At 57.2% G+C, this 21,246-nt stretch carries 25 protein-coding genes and 1 pseudogene; 21 read left to right on the plus strand and 5 right to left on the minus strand.

Going from position 1 to position 21,246, the window contains the following annotated elements; translation table 11 throughout:
* Positions 1-55 precede the first annotated feature (55 nt).
* The 7 genes and pseudogenes from yghX to ACR3EN_RS11745 all read left to right on the plus strand — a co-directional run bounded on the left by yghX (position 56) and on the right by ACR3EN_RS11745 (position 4,856).
* Positions 56-943 (plus strand): YghX family hydrolase, encoded by an 888-nt coding sequence (yghX, locus tag ACR3EN_RS11715; RefSeq protein ID WP_480824998.1) that lies wholly within the window; start codon positions 56-58, stop codon positions 941-943.
* A gap of 292 nt (positions 944-1,235) precedes the next feature.
* Positions 1,236-1,383, plus strand: a pseudogene (locus ACR3EN_RS11720) (transposase); the annotation flags it as partial.
* A gap of 570 nt (positions 1,384-1,953) precedes the next feature.
* Positions 1,954-2,385, plus strand: coding sequence for a c-type cytochrome (locus ACR3EN_RS11725; protein WP_480824996.1), 432 nt, complete (start codon positions 1,954-1,956; stop codon positions 2,383-2,385).
* 10 nt (positions 2,386-2,395) lie between these two features.
* Positions 2,396-2,737, plus strand: a complete 342-nt coding sequence (locus tag ACR3EN_RS11730; protein ID WP_480824994.1) for a copper resistance CopC family protein — start codon at positions 2,396-2,398, stop codon at positions 2,735-2,737.
* A 2-nt stretch (positions 2,738-2,739) separates the two neighbouring features.
* Positions 2,740-3,606 carry a copper resistance D family protein gene (locus ACR3EN_RS11735; RefSeq protein ID WP_480824992.1) on the plus strand — a complete coding sequence of 289 codons (867 nt, stop codon included), beginning with the start codon at positions 2,740-2,742 and terminating at the stop codon, positions 3,604-3,606.
* A gap of 77 nt (positions 3,607-3,683) precedes the next feature.
* Entirely contained in the window at positions 3,684-4,052 is a 369-nt protein-coding gene (locus ACR3EN_RS11740) for a c-type cytochrome (protein ID WP_480824990.1), read from the plus strand.
* A gap of 318 nt (positions 4,053-4,370) precedes the next feature.
* Complete coding sequence (locus ACR3EN_RS11745) at positions 4,371-4,856, plus strand: DUF6653 family protein (RefSeq protein ID WP_480824988.1); 486 nt, start codon at positions 4,371-4,373, stop codon at positions 4,854-4,856.
* 651 nt (positions 4,857-5,507) lie between these two features.
* Here the strand turns inward: ACR3EN_RS11745 and ACR3EN_RS11750 are convergent.
* Entirely contained in the window at positions 5,508-5,801 is a 294-nt protein-coding gene (locus ACR3EN_RS11750; protein WP_480824986.1) for a hypothetical protein, read from the minus strand.
* A 223-nt stretch (positions 5,802-6,024) separates the two neighbouring features.
* On the opposite strand from ACR3EN_RS11750, the gene phnC (ACR3EN_RS11755) reads away from it, so the two are divergent.
* The 5 genes from phnC (ACR3EN_RS11755) to ACR3EN_RS11775 all read left to right on the plus strand — a co-directional run bounded on the left by phnC (ACR3EN_RS11755) (position 6,025) and on the right by ACR3EN_RS11775 (position 10,708).
* Positions 6,025-6,840 (plus strand): phosphonate ABC transporter ATP-binding protein, encoded by an 816-nt coding sequence (gene phnC / locus ACR3EN_RS11755; RefSeq protein WP_480824984.1) that lies wholly within the window; start codon positions 6,025-6,027, stop codon positions 6,838-6,840.
* 58 nt (positions 6,841-6,898) lie between these two features.
* Positions 6,899-7,810 (plus strand): phosphonate ABC transporter substrate-binding protein, encoded by a 912-nt coding sequence (gene phnD, locus ACR3EN_RS11760; RefSeq protein WP_480824982.1) that lies wholly within the window; start codon positions 6,899-6,901, stop codon positions 7,808-7,810.
* Between the two features lie 65 nt (positions 7,811-7,875).
* Positions 7,876-8,751 carry a phosphonate ABC transporter, permease protein PhnE gene (phnE, locus tag ACR3EN_RS11765; RefSeq protein WP_480824980.1) on the plus strand — a complete coding sequence of 292 codons (876 nt, stop codon included), beginning with the start codon at positions 7,876-7,878 and terminating at the stop codon, positions 8,749-8,751.
* Positions 8,748-10,073 carry a phosphonate ABC transporter, permease protein PhnE gene (phnE, locus tag ACR3EN_RS11770; RefSeq protein WP_480871017.1) on the plus strand — a complete coding sequence of 442 codons (1,326 nt, stop codon included), beginning with the start codon at positions 8,748-8,750 and terminating at the stop codon, positions 10,071-10,073. The genes phnE (ACR3EN_RS11765) and phnE (ACR3EN_RS11770) overlap by 4 nt, the downstream gene beginning before the upstream one ends.
* Complete coding sequence (locus ACR3EN_RS11775; RefSeq protein ID WP_480871019.1) at positions 10,073-10,708, plus strand: LbetaH domain-containing protein; 636 nt, start codon at positions 10,073-10,075, stop codon at positions 10,706-10,708. Before phnE (ACR3EN_RS11770) ends, ACR3EN_RS11775 begins: the two co-directional genes overlap by 1 nt.
* On the opposite strand, the gene phnF is transcribed toward ACR3EN_RS11775, so the two are convergent.
* Entirely contained in the window at positions 10,686-11,405 is a 720-nt protein-coding gene (gene phnF, locus ACR3EN_RS11780; RefSeq protein ID WP_480824974.1) for a phosphonate metabolism transcriptional regulator PhnF, read from the minus strand. The genes ACR3EN_RS11775 and phnF overlap by 23 nt on opposite strands.
* 81 nt (positions 11,406-11,486) lie before the next feature.
* On the opposite strand from phnF, the gene phnG reads away from it, so the two are divergent.
* From phnG to ACR3EN_RS11825, 9 genes are all read left to right on the plus strand, one after another.
* On the plus strand, positions 11,487-11,942 hold the full coding sequence (gene phnG / locus ACR3EN_RS11785; protein ID WP_480824972.1) for a phosphonate C-P lyase system protein PhnG: 456 nt from the start codon (positions 11,487-11,489) through the stop codon (positions 11,940-11,942).
* Positions 11,942-12,505, plus strand: a complete 564-nt coding sequence (gene phnH / locus ACR3EN_RS11790; protein ID WP_480824970.1) for a phosphonate C-P lyase system protein PhnH — start codon at positions 11,942-11,944, stop codon at positions 12,503-12,505. Before phnG ends, phnH begins: the two co-directional genes overlap by 1 nt.
* Positions 12,505-13,593, plus strand: coding sequence for a carbon-phosphorus lyase complex subunit (locus ACR3EN_RS11795; protein WP_480824968.1), 1,089 nt, complete (start codon positions 12,505-12,507; stop codon positions 13,591-13,593). Before phnH ends, ACR3EN_RS11795 begins: the two co-directional genes overlap by 1 nt.
* Positions 13,590-13,727: a hypothetical protein gene (locus ACR3EN_RS11800; protein ID WP_480824966.1), complete on the plus strand. Its 138-nt coding sequence runs from the start codon at positions 13,590-13,592 to the stop codon at positions 13,725-13,727. The genes ACR3EN_RS11795 and ACR3EN_RS11800 overlap by 4 nt, the downstream gene beginning before the upstream one ends.
* A 1-nt stretch (position 13,728) precedes the next feature.
* Positions 13,729-14,586 carry an alpha-D-ribose 1-methylphosphonate 5-phosphate C-P-lyase PhnJ gene (locus ACR3EN_RS11805; RefSeq protein ID WP_480824964.1) on the plus strand — a complete coding sequence of 286 codons (858 nt, stop codon included), beginning with the start codon at positions 13,729-13,731 and terminating at the stop codon, positions 14,584-14,586.
* Positions 14,583-15,353 carry a phosphonate C-P lyase system protein PhnK gene (phnK, locus tag ACR3EN_RS11810; RefSeq protein WP_480824962.1) on the plus strand — a complete coding sequence of 257 codons (771 nt, stop codon included), beginning with the start codon at positions 14,583-14,585 and terminating at the stop codon, positions 15,351-15,353. The genes ACR3EN_RS11805 and phnK overlap by 4 nt, the downstream gene beginning before the upstream one ends.
* A 3-nt stretch (positions 15,354-15,356) precedes the next feature.
* Positions 15,357-16,040 carry a phosphonate C-P lyase system protein PhnL gene (phnL, locus tag ACR3EN_RS11815; RefSeq protein ID WP_480824960.1) on the plus strand — a complete coding sequence of 228 codons (684 nt, stop codon included), beginning with the start codon at positions 15,357-15,359 and terminating at the stop codon, positions 16,038-16,040.
* Positions 16,037-16,582 carry a phosphonate metabolism protein/1,5-bisphosphokinase (PRPP-forming) PhnN gene (phnN, locus tag ACR3EN_RS11820; RefSeq protein WP_480824958.1) on the plus strand — a complete coding sequence of 182 codons (546 nt, stop codon included), beginning with the start codon at positions 16,037-16,039 and terminating at the stop codon, positions 16,580-16,582. The genes phnL and phnN overlap by 4 nt, the downstream gene beginning before the upstream one ends.
* A 310-nt stretch (positions 16,583-16,892) precedes the next feature.
* Positions 16,893-18,086 carry an alpha-D-ribose 1-methylphosphonate 5-triphosphate diphosphatase gene (locus tag ACR3EN_RS11825; RefSeq protein WP_480860988.1) on the plus strand — a complete coding sequence of 398 codons (1,194 nt, stop codon included), beginning with the start codon at positions 16,893-16,895 and terminating at the stop codon, positions 18,084-18,086.
* 323 nt (positions 18,087-18,409) lie between these two features.
* Here ACR3EN_RS11825 and phnE (ACR3EN_RS11830) read toward each other — a convergent pair whose 3' ends face one another.
* The 3 genes from phnE (ACR3EN_RS11830) to ACR3EN_RS11840 form a co-directional block, all read right to left on the minus strand.
* Positions 18,410-19,411: a phosphonate ABC transporter, permease protein PhnE gene (gene phnE, locus ACR3EN_RS11830; protein WP_480824954.1), complete on the minus strand. Its 1,002-nt coding sequence runs from the start codon at positions 19,409-19,411 to the stop codon at positions 18,410-18,412.
* 13 nt (positions 19,412-19,424) lie between these two features.
* Complete coding sequence (phnC, locus tag ACR3EN_RS11835; protein WP_480871021.1) at positions 19,425-20,237, minus strand: phosphonate ABC transporter ATP-binding protein; 813 nt, start codon at positions 20,235-20,237, stop codon at positions 19,425-19,427.
* Positions 20,238-20,306: 69 nt separating this feature from the next.
* Positions 20,307-21,221, minus strand: coding sequence for a phosphate/phosphite/phosphonate ABC transporter substrate-binding protein (locus ACR3EN_RS11840; protein ID WP_480824950.1), 915 nt, complete (start codon positions 21,219-21,221; stop codon positions 20,307-20,309).
* Positions 21,222-21,246: the final 25 nt, after the last annotated feature.

The following is a 21,246-nucleotide window of genomic DNA, read 5'->3' on the forward strand; positions in this document are numbered from 1 at the left end:
AGTCGGATGGCAGCAGCCCAGCATTTGAAAGACCAGTCTTATCAGGAGATCCGCTATGACCCGAATGACGGCAAAAGACTTCGACCAGGAATTGTTGGACCTTTATGATTTCTACGCCCATGGCAAAATTACCAAGCGAGAGTTTCTGGATCGCGCCGGAAAATTTGCGGTTGGTGGCGTGACGGCGGTCGCGCTGCTGAATATGCTCAGCCCCAACTATGCGATGGCGCAGCAGGTCTCGTTCAATGATCCTGACATCCATGCCGACTACATCACCTATCCTTCGCCAAATGGAACTGGCGACGTGCGTGGCTATCTTGTCCGACCGGCCGGGGTGGATGACCCATTGCCCGCAGTCCTTGTGATCCACGAAAACCGTGGACTTAACCCATATATCGAAGATGTTGCGCGCAGGTTGGCCAAAGCTGGCTTTATGGCATTGGCCCCGGACGGTCTGACGTCAGTGGGCGGGTATCCCGGCAATGACGCGGATGGGCGCGAGCTGCAAAAGACGGTGGACCGGGTCGAGTTGATGAATGACTTCTTCAACGGTTTTGAGTACTTGCTGAACCGTGAAGACAGCACTGGCAAGGTCGGCGCGGTCGGTTTCTGTTACGGCGGTGGCGTTGTAAGTGCGATTGCCGTGGCCTACCCGGAGCTGGCCGCAGGAGTACCTTTCTACGGACGGCAGCCAGCAGCCGAGGATGTTGCGAAAATCCAGGCTCCGCTGCTTATCCAAATGGGAGAGCTTGATGATCGCATCAACGCAGGTTGGCCAGCGTTCGAGGCCGCATTGCAGGCCAATGACAAGATCTACGAAGCTTACATCTACGAAAACGCCAATCACGGTTTCCACAATGACAGTACGCCACGTTATGATGAAGAGATGGCAAATCTGGCTTGGGATCGGACCATTGCCTGGTTCAATACGTATTTGAATTAGAGAGATAAGCTATACAAAAAGCGCGGCTACTGTACGGTTATGTCGGAAAGTTCTGAGCTAACCGAACTGTCTTGGTGATCGCGACGAAGTTGGGCTCCGGTCTCATTAATTCACAGCCACAATAGGACTTTTGCAGCGAGAGCGATGGCCTAGAGAAATACCGTTGGGCATCTGTCATATAGGGTGGCAACGCGCCGCCATTCGTTCAGGCTGCTCTGAAATCAAGTTTTCCGTCGATTTGTGTATAGAGTTTTCCGAGACGAATTCCAGGCTGGGAGAAGGAACGGAAGTAGTGAAAGCAGCGAGACCTAAGGACGCACAGAAGGCGTTTGTTTTGAAGCAGGTTGAAGAGGGCAAGGCGGTTGCTGAAGTGTGTTGGGAGGCTGGATCAGCTCTGCGATCTACTTCAACTGGAAGAAAAATATGCGGGAGTGTTTCCTGCCCTATGCTTTTTCAATTGCGCACCTGCTAGTGGAGTATTGGGCGTGTCGCGGCCCATTGGCACGCGCGTTGTGTTGGGTCAGTATCCGGGGTAGGTTCGCCCCGTGAAGTACGTTCGTCCAATAGCCAAAACAGCGCTTATGCTGTTCCTGATACTTTTTGCTGGGCTTGGCAGCACAGCGTATGCGCTGTGCAATGATTGCATTGGCGGGCATTGTAATGATCATGTGGCTATCAGTGTTGAGGCGAAACATGTTGACCACAGACTGGTCGCTCCTAGCGAAGACGGGCAGCATCAGCCGGATAGCGTAGCACACGAAGGATGCAATCCATTCCTGTGTAATGTTCTCGCGCTCACGGCACCATCTTCCGAAACCAAAATTTGTCAAGCTGCGGTCGTATCGGCATGGCAGGTTACAAACCTCTCAACGCTCAATGAACCCGGCAGCCCGGACAGGCCACCTAACATTTGAAACAGATCTCCGACGCTGTTCATGGCAGTGAACACGTTCTGGTGTGCTGCGATTTATTTGCGGCACCGCTCTGTTACACAAGGTTAGGACCAGTACATGAACCGAAAATATCTATTGATCGGCACTTGCGCCGTGGCAGCCATCGCTGCGTATGTCACGCTAAGTCCCGCCCCAGTTGAGGACGCCGCGCAGGCGGCACCTGCTGAGGGCAATGCAATGGTGGCCATACAGATGCCGCCCATTGAAGGAAATGCAGCTATCGGGCAGCGGATATTCGAAAACGCGTGCGCCGCGTGCCACGGCAGCGACGCGGTCGGCGTAGAAGGCGCAGGGCCACCGCTGATCCATATTATCTATGAACCCAGCCATCATGCAGACGAGTCCTTCCAACGCGCGGTCGCAATGGGCGTCAGAAGTCACCACTGGCAGTTTGGCGACATGCCTCCGGTCGAAGGCTTGACACGTGGCGACGTGGTTATGGTCATCGACTACATCCGCGAAATCCAGCGCGCCAATGGAATAAACTGAGGAACCCCCAATGAAGAATCTCACCATATTTGCATTGATTTCCACACTTGCCACAAGCGCATTTGCCCATTCGAGCGTGGACACCACTACACCCAAAAACGACGCGACAGTTACCGCAGTGCCTTCTGAGATCAGCTTTGATTTCGCGGATGATGTTCGCCTGACAAAAGTCAACATGATCCATCAGGAGGCTCATACCGTCACGCTCGACCTAGGAGATCAGACAAGTTTTGGGCGCGCATTTGCGATCCCGCTTCACAGCATGGGCGGAGGCACCTATCGCATCAAATGGCGAGGCTTGGGAGCAGATGGGCACGCGATGCAAGGCGAGTTCACATTCACAGTGGACTGACCATGCCCGATATCTGGGGAATAGGCGCGATATTGTCCAAGCTGATGCTGTATGTCGGCATTAGTGGTGCGACTGGTCTATTGATCATTCGGACTGCTTTTACCGACTTGGTGTCGCCTCTGAATGATAGAATGCGTGGTCAGATTGCTCTGTTGGCAGCGCTTGCGTTTGCGGGCTCCGTACTTGGGTTCATGTTGCGCGGTGCAGCCCTGACGGGCGGAACTGATGGTATGACTGATCCAGAAATGCTCGGTCTGCTGTGGCAGACCCTGGTTGGCGACGTTCTCGTCTATCGGGTTGTCGGGGCGGTATTGATGATAGTCGGGGTATTCATGCCACTATTCGGCCAATGGATCGCGCTTACCGGTGGAATGATCGCCCTGTGGTCATTCGCCCAGATCGGGCATGTCCCTGAGTTGGAGATAACCGGCGTCCGTGTGCTATTGCTCTTTCACCTTCTGGGTATCGCGTTTTGGGTCGGCATACTTGAACCGTTGCGTGCCCTATCCCAACGGCCAGAATATCTGAGCAACGCAGGCATGTTGGGGCATCGGTTTGGACAGGCGGCTTCGATTATTGTTCCAGTATTGATTTTGGCGGGACTGCTGATGGCTTGGATGTTGCTGGGCGATATGTGGGATTTAATGACAACGGGTTACGGGCAAACCCTGCTGATCAAACTCGCGCTCGTGGGCGCGGTCCTGATGTTGGCAGCCGCAAACAAGCTCCGCTTCGTTCCGGCCATGCAGTCCGGGGACAACAAAGCCGCCCGCCACCTGGCACGCTCCATTGAAATCGAAGCCGTAATCATTCTGGTGGTCCTTGCAGCAACCGCGACGCTCACCAGTGTTTTGACCCTACCGAACTGAGGTATTGCATGAACAGGCGCGACTTTTTGATAGTAACATTTTTCAGCTTCGCTACGAGTGCAAGTGCCGGTCATGAAATGGACGACCGGGACTTGACCAATGGTCAGACCCTCTACGCCGAACAATGCGCGTCCTGTCATGGCGTCAATCTCGAAGGACAGCCGGATTGGCAGACGCCTGACGACAACGGTATTCTGCCTGCGCCGCCTCATGATGAGAGCGGGCATACATGGCACCACGACAACCAGCTTCTGTTCGAATACACCCAACTAGGTGGCGAGGCCGCGTTGGCCGCGCGCGGCGTCGACGGCTTTGCAAGTGGCATGCCGGGATTTGGGGATATCCTCACCAACGACGATATCTGGGACATTCTCGCCTACATTAGGTCCAGTTGGCCCGAGCGGGTTCAGGAAATTCAAGCGGGTCGCAATCCACCGCATCAGTGACGTGGTGTTTTGTAGAAGCGGACAAAGGAGTCTGGGTGACATAGGCCCGCTTTGTCCGTCCGACTGACCCCAAACTGCCTCCCTGTCTCGCTTGGGCCGCGAATGTCCGGTTCGATGAAGCTGCTGCGTGGCATGTCAGGGGGTGATCAATGGCTGGTATGGGTTGACAATACCTGCGACGAGTCCGCCTACCATTAAGACACCGCGCTTGCTCTAGGCTCCGGAACGAGCCCGACACGTCAGTTGCTGTAGAAGAATCCAATAGCCGGCTTATGAACCCGGATGGTGTTTAGGCGGCCTCCGCGCTAGGATTATGTCATGGCAGACATCTTCAAAGCAGCCGAGCGCCTGATGGCGATGGACGATGAGGCGTGGGCCCGTCACGCGAACCCATGGAGCGTCTATACTCGCTTCAGCTGCCTGCCGTTCATAGCACTTGCGATCTGGTCGCGAGTCTGGCTTGGCTGGTGGGCATTGGCACCGTTAGCCTTGGCGGTCCTATGGACTTGGGCGAACCCGAGGCTGTTTGGTCCGCCGGCTAAGATGGATAGCTGGGCCGCCAAAGGTGTTATGGGCGAAAGACTATTTCTCGAGCGCAGTGTGGTTCCTATTGCTGAACATCACGTCCGCATGGCCAACATATTAACCGCGATTTCTGCTGTTGGAATGGTGATCCTCTTATGGGGTCTGATCGTCCTCGACCCGTGGGCGACAATTTGCGGTTTGGTGCTTTCGATCGGGCCCAAGGTTTGGTTCGTTGATCGCATGGTCTGGATATTCCACGACGCAAACGAATCCGCTTAGGGTTTGGCAACCAAAGCCATAACTCGCGCAGCCGCAACGAAATCACACTTTGTCTGACAGGACGTCAGTTCGTCGGTGACCAAATCTCGCGATTGTAGCTAAAGTCTCCTTTGACGGGTCCCAGAGCAGCGATAATTGGCTCCGACCAATGGCGGCTCAGGGCCGTTATTTACATTGGCATTTCCCAGCATGACCTATGATGGTCACTCTACTAAAGACTAGAACGATGCAGTCGAAGCTTTTTCCGGGTTCTTGCCAAAAGTGTAAAGTGGCAGGTGCGTCCCATCTTAATTCAAAATCTCGCTGAGATCGTCACAAATGCAAAAGTAACATGATAGTACACAAACGGTCCTAACCATCAGAGAATACTGGGCGTTTGGCCTATGATCTCTTTCGATTTGATTGAACGAGCGGATTCTGCATATAGCTACTTTGTCTTGTAGACCCCAAGGCCACAGACGCGGGCGTCCTACTACTGCAGTTCATAATTCAATCATTCTGACAAATCTGCTTCGTGTGTGACCACAAATAGCAAAAGCGTAGAACTCAGTTCCAATCGGACACTCGTGATGTTTATTGTGGTTTGCGAGCCTTATAGAAGCTTAGACGTTTGCTGCCCGTTAAAGGGAAGGCGGCTGGAAACTAACTGCATTAGGCGGGCCCTGATGTCGCATCTTCCCAGTGTTCGCCCATGGCTACGATGCAGGAAGTACCATTTGCGTAGTTCTGGACAATCATCCAGTCGCCGCTTGTTCGCTTGACCCAGACTTCCAGCATTGTCTCGGGATCGCGTAACCCCATACCCTGACGCTCGGCACCCATGACCTGTTTCAGGGTATGCGTCAGGCGGGCACTGTCATCGCAGCGTACATCCGCCATCTGTGCGTAAGCGGCAGACGGAAGCGTAAAACCGAGGCAGAAGATGCTGACGATGCGACGTGTCATGAACAAAACCTGATCTTTCCTTTCGCTGACCGTAACAGTTTTATGACGCCTTGTGGATAACTAAAATGAGCATCTAAAAGCGGTTTCGGATGTGTTGAACTTTATCGGCGTGACTGTCCGGGCCCTGTCATAAATCTTTTGCGCAGACTTAAAGAAACCGATTCAAAAGCGTCACAGGAGTTTCGTTTTCAACCTCTATCCGCCTCACAAACCTGGGGGCGATATGCTGAAAATCGAAAAGCTGACCAAGCAGTTTGGTGACAAGACAGCTGTGGATGCTGCGAACATCCTGGTGGACGAACCGACCATGATCGGGATCATTGGCCGATCCGGCGCGGGCAAATCCACGTTGCTGCGCATGATCAATCGTCTGAGCGACGCGACGTCGGGTCGGATTACATTTGAAGGTGAAGAGATCACCGCGCTGCGCGGTGCTGCAAAGCGCAAATGGCAATCACGCTGCGCCATGATTTTCCAGCAGTTCAATCTGGTACCGCGCATGGATGTGGTGTCGAACGTGCTGCATGGCACTCTAAACAAACGCTCGACCTTTGCGACGATGTTCAACCTTTATCCGCAGTCGGATATCCATCAGGCGATCGAAATACTCGATCGACTGGGCATCGCCGAACAAGCGCCCAAACGGGCCGAGGCGCTGTCAGGCGGACAGCAGCAACGCGTCGCTATCGCGCGCGCCCTGATGCAGGACCCCAAGATCATTCTGGCCGATGAGCCGATTGCGTCGCTTGACCCGATGAATGCGCAAGTTGTGATGCAATCTCTGCGCACCATTCACGAAGAAGACGGGCGCATGGTCATCGCCAACCTGCATACGCTGGATACTGCGCGCCGCTACTGCGACCGTGTGATCGGTATGCGCGATGGCCGGATCGTCTTTGACGGAACGCCAGCACAGCTGACGACGGGTGTGGCCCGCGACATCTACGGCGCGGGCGCGGATTTTTCCGAGGCCGCGACCTCGACCGAAATCGAAACACTGGACAGGCCCGAGGTCCGCGAAGCGGAAGCCTACGTCTGAGCCAGTTTCTATCCGCGCCTGTCGCGGGCCATCTTCATCAAACCGAACGGAGACAACGATGAAAAAGACCCTGGTACTGGCGCTTGCCGCCACCACCGCGCTGAGCACTGGTGCTCTTGCTGAGGAAATCAAAGAATTCCGCATCGGAATCCTGGGCGGCGAAAACGCTCAGGACCGTATGAACTCGTATCAGTGCCTTGCGGACTACACCACCGAAGCGCTGGGTGTTGAGACCAAGCTGTTCGCGCCCGCCGATTATAACGGCGTGATCCAGGGCCTGCTGGGCGGCACGATCGACATGGCTTGGCTGGGCGCGTCCTCTTACGCTGCCACATATCTGCAGGACCCTGAGGCGGTCGAGCCCGTTCTGATCAAAGTGAACGTGGACGGTTCCATAGGCTATCACTCGATCGGTTTTGCCCGCAAAGATAGCGGTATTGCCTCGCTGGACGATATGGAAGGCAAGGTGTTCGGCTTCGGCGATCCCAATTCCACCTCGGGCTATCTGATCCCCTCGATCGAGATCCCGCAGTACAAGGACGGCGTCACGATGGAGTCGGGCGAGTACTTTGGTGAGGTGAAGTTCACCGGTGGCCACGAGCAGACAATCGTTGCCGTAAACAATGGTGACATTGACGGTGGCGTCACCTGGGCCGATGGTCAGGGCAACTGGGAAGACGGGTACAACTCGGGCGCGCTGCGCAAGGCGGTTGACGCGGGGCTGGTCGACATGAACGACATGGTCCAAATCTGGAAATCGAACGTCATCCCCGAAGGTCCCGTGGTTCTGCGCAAGGCCCTGCCTGCTGATGTACGTGCAACCATGACCGAACTGGTTGACGGCCTGCACGAGCGTGACCCCGATTGCGCTTACGGTGTGGCAGCAGGCGACACGCTGGGCTTCCAGCCGGTATCCCATGATACCTACACGTCCATCGTTGAGGCGCGCAAAGCCAAGATCGGTGGCTAAGCCCGTCGTTTGATGTTTCCGGCAACCCTTTTGGGTTGCCGGTCATTCTTTGTCCGGGGTTCGGGATGGCAGACATATCTATCGGTACAGCGCCCCACAGCGTTGAAACCATTCGATCCAGCTATATGGCGCAGGTTCAACGTCGCAGGCTGTATGGCGGGCTCACGTTGCTGATTTTTGTGGTCCTGCTGGTGTCAGGTTTCAATATCGCAGACTCTCGTAATGCAGGCGGCTTCTGGGAGGGTTTGCATCAGATTGGAGACTATCCTGCAGAAGTTCTGTCAGAGGCCTGGGAGAAACGTGCTGACCTGCCTGGCCTGATTGTGAAATACTTCCCGGCGCTGGTTGAGACGATCAATATCGCTGCAGTCTCGACCTTGGTCGGGGCCATCGGTGGCCTGTTTCTATCGCTGCTCGGAACGCGTGGGTTGGCGAAATGGCCGCGCCTGATCCCGTTATTTCGTCGTATCTCGGACATCATGCGCGCCGTGCCTGAGATCGTCATAGCGCTGGTCCTGATCTTTGTGCTGGGTGGCGGCCCAGTTCCGGCGATGATCGCGATTTCCATTCACACCGCGGGTGCGCTTGGCAAAATGTTCTCAGAAGTCGCCGAAAACGCAGATTTGAAACCTGTCGAAGGCCTGGCATCGACAGGTGCCACGTGGTCGCAGAAAATGCTGCTTGGCGTTCTTCCGCAGGTTGCGCCGAACTATGTCAGCTATTCACTCCTGCGGTTCGAGATCAACATTCGCGCTTCCGCCATCCTGGGCTTCGTTGGGGCGGGTGGATTGGGCTATGAGCTGCGCAATGCCATGGCCTGGGGGCCGGGCCGGTTCGACGAAGCAGGTGCAATCTTCATTTTGCTGTTCAGCACGATCGTGTTCTTCGATCAGGTTTCCAGCCGTTTCCGCAATCGTCTGACAGAAGGGCAGGGCCAATGACCACGATAGATGTGAACCCGGGCCTGAATAGCACCAAGCTTGAGGCGGAAAAGCTGTTTCAGCGCAAACGCATGATCGGCTTTGGCATCCCGGCTGTGATTGTCCTTTACCTTGCCTATATCTTCTTTGCGTTCGACCTTCCGGGTCTTGCGCAGCGAGCCAATCTGGACAACGCCGTGACGCTGGCCTCGGACAGCTGGTCGCACAAGGTGCACGTTACGCGCGATAATCGCTCGGGTGATGTGACCTATGCTGTGGAAGGCGAGCGCAAGGGTACCTATCCCGACGGTCTTCGACCGGAATGGGTGTCCGGTGACCAGGTGATCACCATCGATCTGGGGCGGGACCATATCGTACGGTTCCTGCCCGGTAACCGGACCGAGATTGAGATCCCGGGTTTTCCATTGATCGAGGTGCAGGCCGAAGGTCGCCGCCTGACGACCAACCTGCCGTCCGAGCTGCCCGACTGGATATCCGCCTCGGAGCGGCGGATCGGGATCACCACGCCCGAGGGTCGCATAACCATGACCGGCGCGCGCACCGAGGTGTTCAACTACTTCCCCGGATGGGAGCTGTTCTGGTTCACCCTCGACAGTCCTTATCATGGCCACGGACTTGCCGAGATCCTGTTCGGCGCGCGTCTCGACCCGGATCGCTCGAACATCGAGGGCGCTGTATCCGACTGGTGGAACAACGCCATGTGGCGGCACAAGGATGTTGCCTGGGCGATCGGAGAGACGATTCTGATGGCTTTTCTTGGCACCATGGGCGCTGCGATGGTCGCGCTGCCGCTGTCGTTTCTGGCGGCCAAGCGGTTCTCGCCCATCATGCTGCTGCGCGCTGCCACCCGCCGCCTGTTCGATTTCGTGCGCGGTGTGGATGCTCTGATCTGGACGGTGGTTCTGGCACGGGCCTTCGGGCCGGGTCCCCTTACAGGCGCTTTGGCAATCCTGATCACCGATACGGGCACATTCGGCAAGATATTCTCGGAAGCGTTGGAAAACGTGGACCAGAAGCAGATCGAAGGGATCTCATCAACCGGAGCTAAGCCGTTGCAGCGGTATCGCTTCGGTGTCATCCCGCAGGTCGTTCCCGTGCTGCTGGCGCAGATTCTCTATTTCTTGGAATCCAACACACGTTCCGCAACCATCATCGGCGCGATTACCGGCGGCGGCATCGGCCTGATGCTGACGCAAGCGATCCAGACGCAGAAAGACTGGGAAGAGGTCGCGTATTACATCATTCTGATCATCATCATGGTCATGTTCATGGACTGGTTCTCTGGCTGGCTGCGCGGCAAACTGATCGGGCGCAAAGACTGATGGCGCGGCTTTCGGAAGATGAGCCATTCATTCAGCCTGATTGTGTGATCACCGATAGCACTTTCGGTGCTTATGTCGAGATCGGCAGGGGCAGCCGCGTGGCCCATTCAGCGATAGGTGACTACAGCTATTGCGACAGGTACGCCGATATCGCCAACGCGCAGATCGGCAAGTTCGTCAATATCGCCGCCTTCACGCGCATTGGCGCCGCCGACCACCCGCTGCACGCGGCCAGCTGCCACCATTTCCTCTATCGCTCTGACGATTACTGGGATGACGCGGCACGCGACGAGGAATTCTTTGCCCATCGCAAATCCCGTATCGCATATCTTGGTCATGACACATGGATCGGCGCAGGCGCGATGATCAAGCCCGAAGTCACGCTGGGCCACGGCGCGGTGGTGGCAGCCGGTGCGGTGGTCACGAAAGATGTCGATCCCTACACAATTGTTGCTGGCACACCGGCCAGGCCGCTGCGATTGCGCCAACCTCGTGACATCGCCGACAGGTTGATGGAACTTGGCTGGTGGGATTGGTCGCACGATGCGTTGCGCCGCTCGCTTGACGATTTCCGTGCGCTGACAGCCGAAGCGTTTCTTGAGAAGTATGAGGCTAGCTCTCAAGCGTCAGTGTGACACGGTCCCCGGCGAACCAAGTACGACCAAATTCCACCGGTTGCCCATGTTCATCTACATTGACACCCGATGATTTCAACAGAGGGTCCCCTTCGGCGACCTGCAGATGCAGGGCTTGTGTGGCTGTGGCGCGTACCGCCGTCAATCGGGTTGTTACGCGGGTATAGTCCGCCACACCTGCAGCATGAAGTGCATCAGTGATGCTGCTGTAGCTCTGCAGCGCGGCATGGATGCCCGGAAGGCGCACCAGTGGAAAGAGGCTTTCGGATACGGCAATGGGCTGACCGTCCGCCAATGACAAGCCGTGATAGACACAGACCGGATCGACTGGTGCGATCTGCAACGCGGCGGCCTCACCTGTCGTCGCGGCGCGCTCCTCTACATGCAGCACCCGTTTCCCGGGCCTGCGCCCTGCGGCGATCAGGTTCTCATGAAACCGTACCCGCGTTCCGATGGGGTATTGCGTGGGTGTGGCTTCGACATAGGCCCCGGCGCCGCGACGTGTTCGGATCAAACCTTCATCGACCAATGCAGATAACCCATGACGAACCGTGTGGCGGTTCACGCCAAAGCGTTCGGCAAGGGCTGCTTCGGTCGGCAGCTTGTCTCCGGGGGCATAACGCCCCTCGGCCAGATCGCTGCGCAGGGCGTCAGAGATGGCCTTCCAGATCGGTGTCTTTCGTAAAGCGTCACGCAATATTCACAAAACTCCTCTGTCTTCGCGCGGCGTATATGATAAGATATGTATAGTTGTATAGTATCTGGAAAAGTTGTCGAGATGAAAGACAGTTTTGACGCAAATCTTCCGCGCAAGTCATGGATGAGCCTTCTTGCCAAAGCGCCAGAGGGCAGGGTGGGGGTGCTGCTGGACGCAGCCATGCCACGACCTGCTTTCACATGGCTGCGCGCGCCCGAGATCGGCAGTACCATGGTGCGCGCCCGTGCAGGGGCTACCGGCGCGCCTTTCAATCTGGGCGAGATGACGGTCACCCGCTGCGCGCTGACGCTGGAAACCGGCGAAGTGGGGCATGCTTACATTCAGGGCCGCCGCAAGGCAGATGCAGAAGCCGCCGCGCTGGTCGATGCGCTGATGCAGACGGGGGCGGCACAAACATTGCGCGCTGCAGTATTGAATCCCCTGCAAACTGAGCAGACCGAGGCCAAGGCCGTGCGCGCCTCCAAGGCTGCGGCGACGAAGGTGGAATTCTTTACCATGGTCAGAGGAGAAGACTGATGCAGGCGCAAATTCTGGCCGGTGGCTTTGAGGATCCTGCGATCCAATCGGCACACGCCTTTCGCAGTGTGATGGAGGCGATGGCCCGTCCCGGCACCATCCACGACATCGGCGGGGTTACACCGCCCTCTCCGCTCTCGCCCGCGGCGGGTGGCGCTCTGCTGACGCTCTGCGACCGGGAAACCCCGATTTATCTGGCGGGCGAGGCCGATTGCGAGGCAGTGCGCGCTTGGTTGGCCTTTCACACCGGCGCGCCCTTTACAGGCCCGGCGCATTGCATGTTCGCAATCGGATCTTGGGACGCGCTGACACCGCTATCGTCCTACCCCGTTGGTAGCCCTGAATACCCCGACCGCTCGGCCACGCTGATCGTGGAAAGCCCCCAGCTGAGGTCCGCCGGAGCAAACCTGACCGGTCCCGGCATTCAAGGCAGCGCAGTCCTGTCCCTTCCGGAGCGGCAGGCATTCCGGTCGAACCGCGCGCTGTTTCCTCTGGGGCTAGATTTCATATTCACCTGCGGCGCGCACCTTGCGGCCCTGCCGCGTTCCACCGAGGTATCCTGATGTATGTAGCTGTCAAAGGCGGTGAGCGCGCGATTGAAAATGCGCATGCCTGGCTGGCCGAGGAACGCCGGGGCAGCACGGATGTTGCCGAGCTGAGCATTGCGCAAATCCGCGAACAACTGAGCCTTGCGGTAAACCGCGTCATGGCCGAGGGCTCGCTTTATGATCCTGACCTTGCCGCGCTTGCGATCAAACAGGCGCGCGGCGATCTGATCGAGGCGATCTTTCTGATACGCGCCTATCGCACCACATTGCCCCGATTTGGTGGATCAGAGCCGGTCGATACTGGTGAGATGGCCTGTGATCGGCGCATTTCGGCAACCTTCAAGGACCTGCCGGGCGGTCAGGTGCTGGGGCCAACCTTCGATTACACGCACAGGCTGCTGGATTTCAAGCTGGCCGCTGATGGCGATGTGCCTGAGGCTCCAATGCGCGAGGCCGAGCCCGCAGATGTGCCGCATGTGACGGAGTTTCTGAACCGCGAAGGGCTGATTGAAGAGGCCGCTCATGACGACACGACGCCCCCTGATCTGACACGTGAACCGCTGGAGATGCCTGCCGAACGCGCCTTGCGCCTGCAGGCCCTGACCCGCGCAGATGAGGGCTTTACGCTGGGTCTCGCCTATTCGACGCAGCGCGGCTATGCCCGAAATCATGCCTTCGTGGGCGAGTTGAGGATCGGCTCTGTGCCAGTCGAAATGGAAATCCCCGAATTGGGCTTTGCCATCGAAATCGGCGAGATCACCCTGACCGAATGCGAAACCGTCAACCAGTTCAAAGGGTCAAAAACTGAGCCCCCGCAATTCACCCGCGGGTACGGGTTGGTCTTTGGACAGACCGAGCGCAAGGCGATCTCGATGGCCTTGGTCGACCGTGCGCTGCGATGGGAAGAGCTGGGCGAGGATAATGTTGGCGCGCCGGCGCAGGATGCGGAATTTGTCCTGTATCACGCTGATAACATTCAGGCCACTGGCTTTCTGGAACATATCAAGCTGCCGCATTACGTCGATTTCCAGTCAGAACTGGAACTTGTGCGCAAACTACGCCGCGAAGCGGGTGCGGATCAGGTTCAGGAGGCTGCGGAATGAGCATTGACGCGGTCGTTTTTGGTATCCGCAGCGAGCCGATTGGTTGGCAGCCACATCTCGCTTGGGTCGACGATCCGGGCTGGCGCCATTCGGGTGCGTCCAACGTGAAAAAAGCTCAACGGGCTGGGGGCTGACATGAACGATCACGCTTACAATTTCGCCTATCTTGACGAACAAACCAAACGGATGATCCGGCGGGCCATCTTAAAGGCTCTTGCCGTTCCCGGTTATCAGGTGCCTTTTGCGTCGCGTGAAATGCCGATGCCTTATGGCTGGGGCACGGGCGGCGTACAGGTGTCAGCGGCCGTCCTGACGCCCGAGGACACCCTCAAGGTGATCGATCAGGGTGCGGATGACACGACAAATGCGGTATCGATCCGCACCTTCTTTGAACGCACCGCCGGTGTGGAGACGACGACCAAAACAGCCGATGCATCGGTTATCCAGACACGCCACCGCATCCCCGAAGAGCCGCTGACAGAGGGACAGATACTCGTCTATCAGGTCCCCATTCCCGAGCCACTCCGCTTTCTGGAGCCGAGAGAGAGCGAGACGCGAAAAATGCACAGCCTGGAAGAATACGGGCTGATGCATGTGAAGCTCTACGAAGATATCAGCCGGCATGGGCATATCGCGACCTCTTATGCCTATCCTGTCAACGTCGAGGGACGCTACGTGATGGACCCATCGCCTATCCCGAAATTTGACAACCCGAAACTGACAGACATGCCCGCGATCCAGCTGTTTGGAGCGGGGCGCGAGCAGCGGATCTATGCTCTGCCGCCCTATACCGACGTGGTCAGCCTCGATTTTGAGGATCACCCGTTCGAAGCCTCCAAGGCCGACTATTGCTGCGGTCTTTGTGGGGCTGCGGACAGTTATCTGGATGAGGTGATTGTGGACGACGCGGGCGGGCGGATGTTCGTCTGCTCGGACACGGATTATTGCGAGACCCGGCAGGCAGCGGGACATAAGGGAAAGGACGCGGCATGACACCTTTGCTGTCTGTTCAGAACATCACCAAACGCTACGGCGCGCATATCGGCTGTACGGATGTGTCCTTCGACCTTTATCCCGGCGAGGTAATGGGGATTGTCGGCGAAAGCGGGTCTGGCAAGTCCACTTTGCTGAACTGCATGGCGGGCCATCTGACCCCGGATGAAGGCGAGGTGATCTTCGACACCCGCACCGACGGGCCGCGCGACACCATCTCGATGTCCGAACCGGAACGCCGCATGCTGGGCCGCACCGATTGGGCCTTTGTACACCAGCACGCACGTGATGGGCTGCGCATGGGTGTTTCCGCAGGCGGCAATGTTGGCGAGCGTCTGATGGCCGTCGGTGCGCGCAACTATGGCGATATTCGCGATACGGCCAGCGATTGGCTGGGACGGGTCGAGATTGATGCCGAGCGCATCGACGACCGACCAACGACTTTCTCGGGCGGCATGCAGCAACGGCTTCAGATTGCTCGCAATCTGGTCACCGGTCCGCGGCTTGTGTTTATGGATGAGCCGACGGGCGGGCTGGATGTCAGCGTGCAGGCACGCCTGCTTGATTTGCTGCGCAGCCTTGTGCGTGACATGGGTTTGTCCGCGATCATTGTCACCCATGATCTGGCTGTTGTCCGGCTGCTGGCGGACCGGCTGATGGTCATGAAATCGGGCCGCGTGGTCGAAGCGGGCCTGACAGATCAGGTCCTCGACGATCCGCAACACGCCTATAGCCAACTTCTCGTCAGTTCCGTTCTGCAGGTATAAGCCATGATCGAGCTCAACAACGTCTCCAAGACCTTCACCCTGCACAATCAGGGAAGTGCCGTCATAGAAGTCCTCAGCAACGTATCGCTTTCGGTTGCTGCTGGCGAATGTGTGGCACTCACTGGCGCGTCCGGCGCCGGTAAGTCGACGCTCATGCGCATGATCTACGGTAACTACCTGACGCCGTCGGGAGAAATCCGCATCGGCGGGGTCGATCTGGTACAGGCCGAACCGCGCGACGTGATTGCCCTGCGTCGGGATGTGCTGGGTTATGTCAGCCAGTTCCTGCGCGTTGTGCCTCGGGTGCCGACTCTTGAGGTGGTCGCCGAACCGCTGCGCACCCTTGGAACACCTGCTGAGCAGGCCGAGGACCGCGCCCGGGCGCTGCTGAGCCAGCTCAACATCCCCGAACGGCTTTGGACACTTTCACCAACGACCTTCTCGGGTGGCGAGCAGCAGAGGGTCAATATTGCCCGCGGCTTCGCCCATCCATATCCCGCGATGCTGTTAGATGAACCTACCGCCAGCCTTGATGCGACGAACCGGGAAGTGGTGCTGTCCCTGATCGAAGAGGCCAAAGCGCGCGGGGCCGCAATAATCGGGATTTTCCATGATGAGGGCGCGCGGAAGCGGGTGTGCGACCGAGAAATCGACATCACGCGCTTTACGCCGGGTTTGGCGGCATGACACAAGGGCGCCTCATAGCGGTGGTTGGCCCATCGGGCGTTGGGAAGGACAGCGTGATGGCAGGCATCCATCGTGCTCTGCCACACGTCCATCTGGTGCGCCGCGTCATCACCCGCGCCAAAGAGGCAGGCGGCGAGGATTATGACGCCGTCTCTGCCGATGCGTTTCAAGCAATGGCACGTCGTGGGGCGTTTGCTGTGCATTGGGAGGCCCATGGACTTTTTTATGGCATACCCAGTTTGGTGGAAGTGCGCCTGAGCGAAGGCGTTGATTGCCTTGTCAATTTTTCTCGGGGCGCCTTGGCTGAGGCGGCTGAAAAATTCCCCCAAATCGTGGTGCTGAACATCACCGCACAAACGGATACACTCGCACGCCGTCTGGCCGCACGCGGCCGCGAGTCGGAGGCGGAGATCGCAAAACGACTAGGACAGGCAGGCAGGCCGCTGCCCGAAGGGCTAAACGTCATCACGCTTGCCAATGACGGCCCCCTGGAAGAGACCATCGCCCGTGCAACCGCCTTGCTTCGACCGGTGAGCGTATAGCGATGAGGCACCTCGAAACACACCTCCCGACGTTTGTGACACAAGGCGATCTGATCCAGAGCAAGTGGGCCGTGCAGAGTCGGCAGGTTGTGCATCACCTCGTCCGACCACATGGGCAGGGCGTCCGTCGGCAACCGACCGGACAGTCCCAGGTGGAACCTGTATTTGCGCGGTGTCATCGTGATGTCACGCAACCCGGTCAGATCAAGTTGGCGCACCGCGCACCACATACCACCCCGGCCAGGCGGCCCCGAACTCTGCCACAGGCCTATCGGGCGGAGCATAGTAAACCGCAAATCGAGATTGTGATATGAATTCCGTTTTTCCCGCATCCTCTCTGGCGAAGACTTGTGACAGCGATAGGTCCGGCGATCTATGCCTCGCCAATGCGCAGCTGGTGTTACCCGATCAGTTGGTCCGCGGCGCAGTCACGATTGAACGGGGCGTTATTTCCGGGATCGTAGAAGGCGACAAGGTGCCCGCTGGGGCTGTCGACTGTGCGGGAGATCTGGTCCTTCCGGGTTTGGTTGAATTGCATACCGACAACGTTGAGCGACACATTGAACCTCGCCCCGAGGTTCACTGGCCGCACCTGCCAGCCCTGATGGCCCATGATGCCGAGCTGGCATCCACAGGCATCACGACCGTTTTCGACGCGATGCGTGTCGGCTCGGTTCATGGCGGTAAGGGGCGCAACGTGAACTATGCCCGCGAACTGGCCAATGAGCTGCTGACAGCCCGCGCAAATGGGGTCTTCAAGATCAGCCATTTCCTGCATCTGCGGGCCGAGATATGTTCGGAAACCCTGATTGATGAGCTTGGTAGTTTCAAGCCTGAGGACCGGGTCGGGATCGTGAGCCTGATGGATCACACGCCCGGTCAGCGTCAGTTCCGCAGTCTGGATGCGTTGAAAACCTATATCACCAAAAAACGCGCAATGAATGACACTGAGTTTGCCGCGCATGTGGAGAACCTGCTGGACCTGCAGAAGCGTTTTGGGGCGAAACACGAAACGGCTGCCGTAGCAGAGGCGGGCCGATTGGGCGCGGTTTTGGCCAGCCATGATGATACGACGACTGATCACGTCGAAACCTCGGCCAGAAACGGTGTAGCGTTTGCAGAGTTCCCGACAACCATCGAGGCGGCGGAAGCGTGTCGCGAAAAGGAAATCGCTGTCATGATGGGCGCACCGAACCTGATCCGGGGGCGTTCGCACTCTGGCAATGTTGCTGCGGTCGAGTTAGCCGATGCCGGCTTTCTGGACATTTTGTCTTCGGACTATGTGCCTTCCGCGCTGTTGCTATCTGCCTTTCGCCTTGCTGAGATCTGGCAGGACATTCCACGCGCCATTGCCACGGTGACAAGCAACCCGGCCAGGGCAGCCCGACTGACTGATCGCGGTGCGCTTGCCATAGGCTTGCGCGGCGACGTGCTGTGTGTGCGCAAAACCGACAAAACGCCCATACTACGAGGCGTCTGGAGCCAGGGTAACAAGATCGGGTAGTTGCATTTTGAACTATGACGGAGTGTGACCCGTCTTACTGGATTGATTGTGCGGCAAATATGCGGTGAAGAAGGGCTTTGATGGCCTTTTGTTTGATCTTTTCTTGTTTTCCCTGAACGGTTCGGACACGTGCTCAGCAGGCGTAAGAGGGCCTGAGGCTTAGAAAGTAAACGTGGCAAGGCAATCGGTTTTAGTGTCCAGCTAAGGCTTCGAACTATCGCTCGACCAGAAAACACCAAAGGCAGCCTCAGCTCAGTTTTGGACTACGCACAATCCTTCTAGCTGGAATTCAATGTCTCCTAAAGACAGGCTGGTTCTGATCATCAGATTGCGCGTGCCCGGAGCTTCTGCGTCAGGAATTCCAGCAAGACGACGGTGAGAAAGATAACCAGAAGGATTGTAGCCACGTGCCCGTAGTCGAACAAATCCCACCGACCTTTGAGCTCGGTCCCGATACCGCCTGCTCCGACAATGCCTAAAACGGTAGCTGTCCGGATGTTTCGTTCCAGAATATACTGCACATAGGCGTAGAACTGAGGAGCAACTTGCGGCAGAACCGCGTATCGAAGGACCTTTATTCTATTCGCTCCTGTGCCGCGCAACGCTTGCTGCGGTCCCGGATCCGAGTTTTCGATCTCATCGGCGAAGAACTTGCCTAAGAAACCGCTTGTGTGCAGCGCCAGCGCAAAAATGCCCGCTATTGGCCCGAACCCGTACATCAGCACGAAGAACAACGCGAGGATCAGTTCCGGCATCGCGCGATTGAAACTGCAGATCGCGCGCGCAATCTGATAGACGATCCAGTTGGGTGTGTAATTCTGCGCGGCAAAATACGCGAGCGGGGTGGCGACAATGACAGATAGGACGGTTCCCCAAATTGCCATCTCGATCGTTTCCCACATTTTCACGAGAACTTTGACGAGATACCCAATGGGCTGCACAAGAAACTCAGCTTCGACCTCGGTGAACTCGCCGGTCAGCGCGCTGTACTCGCGGATGGTCTGAAGCTCTATGTAGGAAAACAGCGGCAGATTTGCCGGGTCGAAATTCTCGATCCGGCTGACTTCCTGGCTTGTCGAGATTTGGATGGGAAAAGACTGACCAAGAAACCCGGTTGCGGCGTTTACAACTCTGGACTCTCCGATCCCTATGAGCGACAGCAGCGCACCCCATGTTTCTGACAGCGCCTTATCAAGCCCCATGTCATGCGCGGAGTATCCGGCAAGAACCGTAATGACAAGCAATGCGCCGATGGTGCGGGAAGAGATTGCGCGATGTAACTCCCAGGTTTCGGACGGGAGGCGTGCCGGATCAATCGACGCCATGTATTGGCCCTTTCTAGACTGTAGTCAAAACGCGCATGTCGCTGTCTGCAACAGCAGCTTGTTTACCAGCCAACTGAATGCCTGTGGTCTGCTCGTCGGTTCCACCGTAGATTTGCCGGAGCACGCCAGCAGAAAGGTCGGCAGGCAAACCGTCAAAAACGATCTCGCCGGCGCGAAACGCAATGATCCTGTCGGCGAATTCAAGTGCAAACTCGACCTGATGCAACGAGCACAATACGGTGGTTTTTCTCTGACGTGATGCGGCCCGCAGCAGTTGCAGCACCTGCCTGCTAACTGTGGGGTCCAAACTGGCAACGGGTTCATCTGCCAGAACCACATCCGGGTCGTTTATAAAGGCTCTTGCGATGGCCACCCTTTGCTGCTGGCCCCCGGACAGTTCTGACGCGCGTCGATAGAGCTGTTTTTCCTCCAACTCCACCTCTTCGAGAAGCCTGCAGGCTTTTCTTTGCTGCTCCTGAGGGAAAAGCTTGAACAGCGCGCGCCAGGTCGGCGTGATCGGTAGTAGCCCAGCGAGCACGTTGTGCAGCACGCTGAGCCGCGGCACGAGATGAAGTTGCTGATGAACCATTCCAATATGGCCGCGGATCTTTGCCACGTTCTTCAACGTCACTGGTTCGCCTTCGAACACAACCCGGCCTTGAGTCGGCATCACAAGACCATTGACGGTGTTCAGGATTGTAGACTTTCCCGCGCCTGATGGGCCAAGGAGCACGCAGAACTGCCCATTCGGCACGTCAAAACTCACATCATGACTTGCGCGTGTGCCATCTGGAAAGACATGCGTGATCCCATCGAACCTAAGCATATGGCGTATCCTTTTAGACCAAAATAAGGCTGGCGCCGATGACGCGAGCCTGGCTTTTGATTTTGACCACTACCGTTCGCCGGCTTTATCGATGATCTCACCTTTCAGGCTGTCGGTCAGACCAGCCAGCGTTTCAAGCGTTCCCAGCATTTGGTCTAGCGGATATTCGGTGTCGTAACGGTCCACTACCTTGCCGCCGAAGCCACGCACGAATTGTGGGTCAACCTTTGTGTGGATTTCGCCGAAGGCAAGCCGGATGCGGGCTTTCAGATCATCGTCGAGGTTGGTGTTGATAGCCATTGGCGGGTTCGGAATACCTACGGATTTGGCTAGAACTATGAACTCGGCAGGGTCAAGAACACCGGCAGTGACAGCTTTTTCATACGCAACGAAAGAGGCCGCAGCCGCATCGACGCGCCCTTCAGACAGCGCCGCCAGCGAGTTGGTGTGGCTTCCCGCGATGATGATTTTGTCTAAATCCTTGACTGGATCAACGTCGGCTTCAAGAACCATCGCAAAAGGGAAGTTGAACGAGGACGTCGAATTGGGGTCACCAACAGCAAGGCTGCGACCCTTAAGGTCTTCAAGCGTTTCGAAACCGGCATCCCGCCGTGCATAGATGCCTGAATAGTACACAGCCTCATTGTCTTTGACATCGACAGCCAAAAGCTCAGCGCCGCACAATTCGTGCGCCTGACCAAAGGTCACGGCACCGTACCATCCGATGTCCGCCTGATCGTTGCACAGCCCGTGCACGGCGGCAGCGTAGCTATCCGCAAGTGTCAGTTCAAAGTGAATGTCGTAGATGTCTGTGATCGCATTGAACACAGGGCGGTAATCACTGAGCGTATCGCGAGCACCGATTTCGGCGGGCACCATCACGACCCGCACCGGATCATCGGATGTGCCTGTCGGCAAATCCTGAGCGGCAGCATAGTTTAAAGGCAGCGTCGCACAAAGCGCAGCGGCAAATAGTCGAGACACAAACACCGTTGTCCTCCATGAAAAC

The organism is Ruegeria sp. G7 (assembly GCF_056535465.1).